This window comes from Kitasatospora sp. NPDC087861 (assembly GCF_044742585.1).
Lineage (GTDB): Bacteria > Actinomycetota > Actinomycetes > Streptomycetales > Streptomycetaceae > Kitasatospora.
On record NZ_JBIUUS010000082.1, the window covers coordinates 1 to 8,705 of the forward strand.

9 protein-coding genes and 1 pseudogene are annotated in these 8,705 nt (G+C 72.3%); 5 read left to right on the forward strand and 5 right to left on the reverse strand.

Going from position 1 to position 8,705, the window contains the following annotated elements:
• The first annotated feature begins 119 nt into the window (after window positions 1-119).
• Both ACIOJE_RS40825 and ACIOJE_RS40830 read left to right on the forward strand, forming a co-directional pair.
• Window positions 120-782: a 4'-phosphopantetheinyl transferase gene (locus ACIOJE_RS40825; protein WP_400783719.1), complete on the forward strand. Its 663-nt coding sequence runs from the start codon at window positions 120-122 to the stop codon at window positions 780-782.
• Between the two features lie 310 nt (window positions 783-1,092).
• Window positions 1,093-1,587, forward strand: a complete 495-nt coding sequence (locus ACIOJE_RS40830) for a DUF1772 domain-containing protein (RefSeq protein ID WP_400783721.1) — start codon at window positions 1,093-1,095, stop codon at window positions 1,585-1,587.
• Window positions 1,588-1,968: 381 nt separating this feature from the next.
• Here ACIOJE_RS40830 and ACIOJE_RS40835 read toward each other — a convergent pair whose 3' ends face one another.
• Window positions 1,969-2,385 carry an SsgA family sporulation/cell division regulator gene (locus ACIOJE_RS40835; protein ID WP_400783734.1) on the reverse strand — a complete coding sequence of 139 codons (417 nt, stop codon included), beginning with the start codon at window positions 2,383-2,385 and terminating at the stop codon, window positions 1,969-1,971.
• Window positions 2,386-2,710: 325 nt separating this feature from the next.
• Here ACIOJE_RS40835 and ACIOJE_RS40840 point away from each other — a divergent pair, with 325 nt between their 5' ends.
• The 3 genes from ACIOJE_RS40840 (at window position 2,711) to ACIOJE_RS40850 (ending at window position 6,318) form a co-directional block, all read left to right on the forward strand.
• On the forward strand, window positions 2,711-3,418 hold the full coding sequence (locus ACIOJE_RS40840) for a hypothetical protein (RefSeq protein WP_400783723.1): 708 nt from the start codon (window positions 2,711-2,713) through the stop codon (window positions 3,416-3,418).
• An 83-nt stretch (window positions 3,419-3,501) separates the two neighbouring features.
• Window positions 3,502-4,848 (forward strand): M64 family metallopeptidase, encoded by a 1,347-nt coding sequence (locus tag ACIOJE_RS40845; RefSeq protein ID WP_400783726.1) that lies wholly within the window; start codon window positions 3,502-3,504, stop codon window positions 4,846-4,848.
• Window positions 4,849-5,223: 375 nt separating this feature from the next.
• Entirely contained in the window at window positions 5,224-6,318 is a 1,095-nt protein-coding gene (locus tag ACIOJE_RS40850) for a chitinase (protein WP_400783729.1), read from the forward strand.
• 70 nt (window positions 6,319-6,388) lie between these two features.
• Here ACIOJE_RS40850 and ACIOJE_RS40855 read toward each other — a convergent pair whose 3' ends face one another.
• From ACIOJE_RS40855 to ACIOJE_RS40870, 4 genes and pseudogenes are all read right to left on the reverse strand, one after another.
• Window positions 6,389-6,682 carry a hypothetical protein gene (locus tag ACIOJE_RS40855; RefSeq protein WP_280686406.1) on the reverse strand — a complete coding sequence of 98 codons (294 nt, stop codon included), beginning with the start codon at window positions 6,680-6,682 and terminating at the stop codon, window positions 6,389-6,391.
• A gap of 439 nt (window positions 6,683-7,121) precedes the next feature.
• Window positions 7,122-7,727 (reverse strand): DUF1772 domain-containing protein, encoded by a 606-nt coding sequence (locus tag ACIOJE_RS40860; protein ID WP_400783731.1) that lies wholly within the window; start codon window positions 7,725-7,727, stop codon window positions 7,122-7,124.
• 162 nt (window positions 7,728-7,889) lie between these two features.
• Window positions 7,890-8,531 carry a hemerythrin domain-containing protein gene (locus ACIOJE_RS40865; protein WP_280686403.1) on the reverse strand — a complete coding sequence of 214 codons (642 nt, stop codon included), beginning with the start codon at window positions 8,529-8,531 and terminating at the stop codon, window positions 7,890-7,892.
• Between the two features lie 83 nt (window positions 8,532-8,614).
• A pseudogene (locus ACIOJE_RS40870) lies at window positions 8,615-8,705 on the reverse strand (NmrA family transcriptional regulator); the annotation flags it as partial.

Genomic DNA, 8,705 nt, shown 5'->3' on the forward strand with positions numbered 1-8,705 from the left:
CCCCACACCCACCTCATCACCATCCCCAACACCGGCCACACCCTCCCCCTCGAAACCCCCCACCACCTCGCCCACCACACCCACCAATTCACACAAGAACTCGCCGTCAAATCGCAGCCATGACCACCGCCCCCCCTATCACCGCGCTCAGCGCGCTCCTCCCACCGACCGTCCACTGCACCGAAGCCTTCGGCCCGCCGCCCCATGGCGCCCTCCTGGACCCGGAGCGCCGCCACATCCACGGCCGATCGCCCCGCCGGCAGCGGCAGTTCACCGCCGCGCGCACCCTCGCCCGCCAGGCCCTCACCGAGCTCGGCCATCCCCCGACACCCCTACTCCCCGGGCCGGGTGGCGCCCCCGACTGGCCCTCGGGAATCGCCGGGAGCATCACCCACTGCACCGGCTACACCGCCTGCGCAGCCACCCGCACGACTCACCTCGCCTCGCTCGGCATCGACGCCGAGCCCGCCGAACCGCTCCCGCACGGCGTACTCGACCTCACCGCGACCGCGGACGAGCAGCGCCATCTCACCCGTCTCCCCCGCGGCCAAACCCCTTGGGACCGCCTCCTCTTCAGCGCCAAGGAAGCTACCTACAAGGCCTGTTACCCCCTCACCCGCCAGTGGGCCGGCCTCGCCACCATCACCGTCCACCTCCGCCCCGACCACACCTTCACGGCCTGCCACCCCCACCACCCGACGCCCCACCACGGCCGCTGGACCGCCACCGAGGGAATCCTGATCACCACGCTCACCATCCCTCGCAGCGCCACCACGGGCTGAGCACGGCGAGCCCACCGACCTCCCAGTCTCCGCACCACTCATCAGGTGCGGGTCCACGTCCGCCGAGTCGAAGACGTCCCGCAGGTCCTCGGTGGGTTCCAGGGCTTGCACCCGTCCGGCCGCTCCGGAGGGGGGTGCGGTACGGCGGCATACTTGCGATACCAACTCTGGAGCATGACAAATGATTTGACGTCACCGCATTTGAGGGACTCTCAAGCATGCAGGCTGGCCCGAGATCGCCGAATGACGGAGGATCGGGCCCGAAGTAGGGACAGCCAGCGGACGATCAGAGGGACAAGAGGACCGGCTCATGGAACTGGCACGCACGCTCACACTCATCGCCGCCGCCGTCACCTGCGGACTGACCGCCGGGCTGTTCTACGCCTACGCGTGCTCGGTCATGCCCGCGCTCGCGCGGGTCGAGGACCGCGCGTTCATCGAGGTCATGCAGCGCGTCAACGTGGCGATCCTGAACGGCTGGTTCGTCCTCGGCTTCGTCGGCGCCCTCCTCAGCACCGGCGCCGCCGTCGCCCTCCACCTCCCCTCCGACGGCCACCACGCACTACCCGCCACCATCGCCGCCCTCGCGCTCTACGTCGCCGCGATCGGCGTCACCCGCTCCGTCAACATCCCGCTCAACGACGAACTCGCCGCCGCCGGCGAACCCAAGCACATCACCGACCCCGCCGGCGTCCGAAGCCGCTTCGAAGCCCGCTGGGTCCGCTTCAACGTGCTACGCGCCCTGCTCTGCACCGCCGCCCTCGGCTGCCTCGCCTGGGCGCTGATCCTGCACGGCCAGGCCTGATCCGGTCGGTGTCGGCGGTGCGCACCGCCTCGATGAAGCCCGTCGTGCTCGGCCCCGCGCCGGGCGGGAACGGGCGGCCGAGCTCGGCGGCGATCTCGTCGAGCATGGTGAGCCGGGTGGTCCAGCCGTGGGCGTCGAGCCAGTCGTGCGTTCCGGGGCCGGGACCGCCCTGCCACAGGTCGGTGATGTGGGCGAGCGCCGGGTCCTGCGGTGCCGGTCACGTCCCGGCCCTTTTCCAGCAGCAGCCGGCTGCCCGGGGCGGAGAGTTCGCCGACGGCGGTGAGCAGGCCGGCCGCCTGGTCGGCGGTGAGGTAGACCAGCAGCCCTTCCGCCAACCAGGCGGAGTCGGCCCCGGCGAAGTACCGGACGGGGGCCGCCCTTTCAGCCGAGGTCACGAATCCGGGCGAGTTCGCTGTCGAGGTCGAGGTGGTCGGACTCCGCCCCGGCGGGCACCAGGGCGAACGAGTCCGCGAGGAAGGCGGTGACCACGTCCTCCGGTGCACTGAGCACCGTCTCCCCGGAAGGGCTCTGCAGGGTGATGAAGACCTCTCCCTCGGACCCGGGCCCGACCCTGACATCGCCGCGGCCGACCTGCGCGTGGCGGCCCTCGTCGAGCAGGTCGCGGCTGAAGTACCAGCACAGCCGGAAGTCGTCGCAGGAGCAGCCGCTCGACGACAGCGGGAACGCCAGGCAGGCCGCGTAGGGAAGGGCCGTGTCGAAGCGGAGCTCCGCGTCGACCGGGACATCGGGCAGCGGGCTGTCGGGGAACGTGACGGACATGGGGTGCACAGCGGACATCGACACCGGATCAGCCTCCTCCGACGGCTACGCGTCGACCCCGAGCGGGCCGACGGCCGTGAGGGGCGCCTACCCGGGCACCCGCGCGCCAGTCGGTGACCGCCGGCATCTGCACAACTCCGCCACATCGCGGTCGCGTTGACGCCGAACGGCCGGGCCCACCCGCGGCCTCCGGGTCGCCACAGCACCCGCGGGGCACAAGTCCGTTACAGCGGCACCGGTTTCCTCCCACTCCGAGCGCTTCCCTGCCATCATCCAGGTTCCTGCTCAGGCACGCCGGGTGGCGGCCCACGCCTCGGCCCGAGCCCAGACGACGAGGAGTCCGGTGGCCGTATCCGACAAGTCATCGACGCCCGGACCGCGGGATGCCCGACACCCCAGGCGGGCCGCCGCGCTGGCCGTGCGGGTGGTGGTGCAGGGTCTGCTCGTGCTGGCGGGCCTGTCCATGGTCGGGCTCGGTTTCTCATGGTTCGTCGACACCTACCACGAGGGACGGGCCTATCGCACCGCCCCGACGTGCGGAACTCCCGCCGTCAGACCCGGCGCCGACTGCGTGCAGCAGGAGAGCGGGCGGGTCACCAGGAGGGAGGTGCAGCAGGACAGCGATTCGACCACCTACGTCCTGACCGTGGCCCGCGAGATGGCGCCCACCGACACCTACGACGTCGGGAGGGCCTTCTACCGCGACGTGGAGACCGGGACGATCGTGGATCTGAAGGTCTGGAGAGGTCTCGTGGTCGAGCTCGGGTACCACGGGCACCAGGCCGACAACCCGCACACTCCGTGGCTGACCCTCCTGAAGCTGGGGCTGCTGATCGGCGCGGGAACGGCCGTGATCGCCTACGGCGCGTTCGGCCCGGATCTGGATTCCCGGCTGGTCCCGGTCGGGATGGCCGCGCTCGTCGCGGGCGCCACGCTCGTGGGCGCCGCCATCCTGCTCTCGATGCCGTGGCCGCTGGCGGTGGTCCTGACCATCGCCATCCTGGCCTGGCTGCTCGCGGCCGCCATCACCCTGGGAATTTCGACGGCGTAGCACCACTCGACTGGTTGTCAGGTCCTCAACACCGGAAATAGGCTGCGACCTTCCGCTCATGCCACCCACCGGAGAGGACGCCCATGCCCAGCAGCAGGAACCGTAGGAGCAGGACCGCAGCGACCCTCCTCACCGTCACCCTGGCCGCTGCCCTCTTCGGCGGCACCCCCGCGATGGCCAAGCCCGGAGGCGCCCCCATAGCCGCTCCCGGAACCGCCACGGGGGACGACCGGCGCGAGGTCGAGGTGTTCGGCGAGGACGGCGGCATCTCCCGGGCGCGCGTCCCGGGCGCCTCGCCGTACACGGTCTCCCCCCACACCCAGGGCGTGGCCCCGCTCCAGGGCGACGGCGACGTCACCGCCCTGGTGCGCAACGGCGATCCGGCCGCCAAGCTCGACGTGGTGGTGATCGGGGACGGCTACGCCGCGCAGGAGCAGGACAAGTTCCGCGCCGACGCAGCCGAGAAGTGGAGCGAGATCACCGCCGTCGAGCCGTACGCCACCTACCGCAAGCTCTTCAACGTCTGGGCGGTGTCGGCCGTTTCGCCGGAGTCGGGCGTCTCCGGGGACCCGGACCAGACGACCGTCCGGCACACGGCGCTGGGCTCGTACTTCTGGTGCGACGGAGTGGAGCGGCTGCTCTGCGTGGACGAGAAGGCGGTCGAGGGCTACGCGGCCAAGGCCCCGCAGGCGGACCTGGTGCTCGTGGTGGCCAACAGCGCCAAGTACGGCGGCGCCGGCTACAACGACGTGAAGTCCCCGCTCGGCTACGAGGGCATCGCCACCGTGGCGGGCGGCAACGCGAAGTCCGGGCAGATCGCGGTGCACGAGACCGGGCACTCACTGGGCAAGCTCGCCGACGAGTACGCGTACGACGGCCAGGGCACCTACCAGGGCGCGGAGCCGGCCGAGGCCAACATCAGCACGCTGACCGCCGACCGGATGCGCGCGCAGGGCACCAAGTGGTCCCGCTGGCTCGGCCAGGCGTCGCCCGACGGCGGGACGGTCGGCGCGTACGAGGGCGGCGGCTACTACCCGGCGGGGCTGTACCGACCGACCGAGAACTCGATCATGCGCTCGCTCGGGCGGGAGTTCAACCTGCCCGGGCGGGAGGCGATGATCGCCGGCTTCTACCGCCACGCCACCCCGCTGACCAGCCCCACCGCCACCGGCACCTGGCTCACCGCCGCCGACCGCCTCACCGTCGACCTCCCGGTGGCGGGCACCCGGCTGCGCTGGTACCTGGACGGACGCGAGGTGCCCGGGCTGCGCGGGCGCACCGCGGTCGACCTCGCCGATCTCCGCCCGACCGGCCCTCGTTCCCGGCCCCACCTGCTCACCGCCGTCGCCACCGACCCCACCCCGGCCGTCGCCGACCCGGCGCTGCGCGAGAAGCTGACCGGGAGCCTGTCCTGGCTGGTGACGTCCTGACGCCTCAACAGCCCTGCGTCTCAGCAGCCCTGCGTCCGACCGAGCTGCGTACGACCGACCTGAATCCGTGACGCCCTGACGCCCCGGCCCGGTGCCGAGCACCGGGCCGGGCCGGGCCGATGCTCGACACCGAGCCAAATGGTCCAGACCTATTGACGGCACATCAGGGCGCTCCTACGATTCCCAGCGGCTGCAACGCGCCCCCTGCCGGGTGACGACGTACGTGCCAGGGTCGCGACAGGCACCCTGGTGGCACGTGCCGCGGCCGGGCTTCCCGCCGACCGACCACCCCCACGTCACCTCGCCATGGCCACCCCCACGCCGCCCCACCCCCACGGGGCACCCCGGCCATGGCCGGAACGGAGCTAGACCGTCATGGCCCACAGAACCGCGCGCCTGCTCGGCGCGCTCGCGCTCGCCGTAGCGGCGATCGCCCCGACCACGGCGAGCGCCACCGCCCCCACCACCGCCCCCACGAACCCCGCCAAGCCCGCCGACAGCGCCGCCTGCGGCCAGCAGCAGCGCCCGACCGGCAAGGTCCTGCAGGGCTACTGGGAGAACTGGGACGGCGCCGCCAACGGCGTCCACCCCCCGCTCGGCTGGATCCCGCTGACCGACCAGCGCATCACCGGCGCCGGCTACAACGTCGTCACCACGGCCTTCCCGGTCATCCTCTCCGACGGCACCGCGCTGTGGCAGGACGGGATGGACACCGGCGTCAAGGTGCCCACCCCCGACGAGGTGTGCCAGGCCAAGGCGAGCGGCCTGACCGTCCTGATGTCCATCGGCGGCGCGGCGGCCGGCATCGACCTGTCCAACAGCGCCGTCGCCGACCGCTTCGTGTCCACCATCGTGCCGATCCTGCAGGCCAACCACTTCGACGGCATCGACATCGACATCGAGACCGGCCTGGTCGGCAGCGGCGACATCAACTCGCTCTCCCCGTCCCAGGCCAACCTGATCCGCATCATCGACGGCGTCCTCGCCGCCATGCCGCCCGGCTTCGGCCTGACCATGGCCCCCGAGACCGCGTACGTCACCGGCGCGAGCATCGTGTACGGCTCCATCTGGGGCGCCTACCTGCCGGTCATCAAGAAGTACCTGGACAACGGCCGGCTGTGGTGGCTGAACATGCAGTACTACAACGGCAGCATGTACGGGTGCTCCGGTGACTCCTACGAGGCCGGCACCGTCCAGGGCTTCACCGCCCAGACCACCTGCCTCGACAAGGGCCTCGCCGTCCAGGGCACCACCATCCGCGTCCCGCTCGACCGGCAGGTCCCCGGCCTGCCCGCGCAGCCCGGCGCGGGCGGCGGCTACCTGTCGACCGGGCAGGTCTCCCAGGCCTGGAACTCCTACGGCAGCGGGGCGTCGAGCCGACTCAAGGGCCTGATGACCTGGTCGATCAACTGGGACGGCTCCCGGAACTGGACCTTCGGCAACAACGTCCGCTCCCTCCAGGGCCGCTGACGCGGCACGCCGGTCGGCACGGCGACGGCCCGGGTCCGGCAGCAACGTGCTGCCGGACCCGGGCCTGCCGTCAATGCCTGTCCGCTCGGCACCTGGCGTCGGTCGTTCCCCCGCGCGGCGGGTTGCGCCGCAACGGCGCCAGCTCGCGGGCCAGCGTCCGTACGTCCACCGCTATCCGCGCCGCCAGCTCGCCCGGCCCCGCGTCGCCCGGCAGCCGTCGGGACCAGGAGCGCGCCTTGGCCGGGCCGTCCTGGACCATGTCGAAGTTCAGCCGCACCGCTTCGGCCACGTCCGCCACGGTCACCAGGATCCTGGTGTCCGCGAGCTCGATCGTGACCTCGTTCCCGATGCACGAACACGCCACCAGACCCTCGATGTCCTCCTCTGCCAGATACCTCGCCAGGGGAACCGCTCTCCCCCGCACCAGAAACGGACGTACCACCGGCCCCACAGACCCCGCCCCCTCCCCAGCACACCGGACGTACCGATCACCGTGCGGCCCGGTCGGCGGCGCGAGCGCGCCGCACAACGACCCGGCCCGCCCATGCTCCCCCGACACCCACCAAAACGCCAACTCCACAGGGTTCCAGCCGACTTGACCGAAAGCACCCACCCGGCGCACCGGCGCACGCCCCGGCGCATCCGGTGCTGTCGATGCCGGCCGCCCGAACCCCGCCCGAACGCCCGGCGGCCGGCAAACGACCACCGGAACGGCACCAGGCCACCGCCACGGCAAAGGGCCACTGCCACGGCGAAGAGCCCGGCACGCCGGAGGTGGCGTGCCGGGCCCTTCGCGGTACGGCTCAGCGGCCGCCGCGGCCGAACCTGCCGTGCAGGACCAGGGAGCGGGTCAGGGCCGCCAGCCCCGCCGTGCAGAGCAGCGTGCGCAGCATGTTGGTGGCCACCCAGGTGCCCTCGAACTTGGCGCGCACGCCGGCGAAGTCGGTGATCTGGGACGGGTCGCCGGCCGCCGCCAGCTGGTTGTTGAGCGGGATGTTGACGCCCATCGTGACCATCAGCGCCACGACGTACAGCACCGTCGCCGCGGCCGCCCACAGGGCCGCCTGCCGACGCCCGGCCTTGTGCTGCAGCCAGGCCGCCACACCGGTGGCCGCGAAGGCGCCGACGAAGACCAGGCCGAACATCCCGTTCTCGATCGACTTGTTGATGTGCTGCATCGCCGTCACGTACGTCCGGTCGTCCCCGGCCGCCAGGCCCGGCATCACCGACACGTCGAAGGCGAAGAACAGGCCCGCCATCAGGCCCATCGCGATCGTCGCCGCCGCCAGCACCGGCCCGGCGGCCCGACCCTGCCCGGGCCCGCCGTGCGGCGAACTCCCAGGCCGCACACCGCCGATGGCCGACGGAACCGCGTACGACACCGGTACCGCAGTCTGATCCGAACGCATCACAAGACCCCTTCACTCTCCCGGCCCGACGGAACGCGGCGCCGACGAACAGCGGAACAACCGACACCGCCCACCGTGCGGCGTGGCGCGCAACGGAACCGCGACAACCGGAACCCCGCTACGCGCCAGGGCACTTGCGCCGCCCGAGGGTGCCGGGAGCGGTCACAGCACCGGGGCCAGGGTGCGCCGGTAGCGGCGCTCCAGCACCGTCCGGCCGAGCAGTCGCACCGGGGCCGGGATGGTCGCCGACACCGCCCGGACGGACGCCTGGTCCGCGCCGTCGAACATCCACGGCTGCAGGTACGTCATGACCTGTGTCGGCGCGCTCTGGATGATCCGCCGCTCCACCCCCAGGTACTCCTCCACCGGCATCCCCGCGACGGCCGGGAACACCACCGGCTCCTCGTGCCCCAGATGCTCGCGGATCAGGCTCTCGAACCCCGCTGCGGCCTCCCGTAGTTCGGCGCCGCCGCCGGAGGCCAGCACCTGCGCCACCCGGCTCATCGTCCGGTCGAGCTCCTCGTGGTCCTGCTCCAGGACGCCGCCGCCGTCGAAGCCCGGCACGCGCTGGCGCAGGAACGGCCAGAGGATGTCGTCCTCGCTGCGGTGGTGCCAGTCGATGACCGCCCGCAGCCGCCCGAACCAGTCCGCCAGCGCCGCCGAGGACGAGCCCCGGGCGGCCGCCGCGCTCAGCCGCGCGGCGTCCCGGCGCATCGCCACGTGCATCAGCGCGAAGCCCCGGACATGCCCGGGCAGTGCGCCCACGCCCTGCTCACTCGACCAGACCGTCTTGCGATCCGACATCACACGACCTCCAGAGTAGGTTCAGCTGTACGACCAACGCCCGCCCGGTGGCGGCCGGTTGGGGCCGCCACCGGCGAGCCGGCTCACACGTTCCACACGCCCGAGGCCGCGGCCTCACGGGCGAAGTCGGCGAAGTCCCTCGGCTCACGACCCAACGCCCGCCGCACCCCGTCC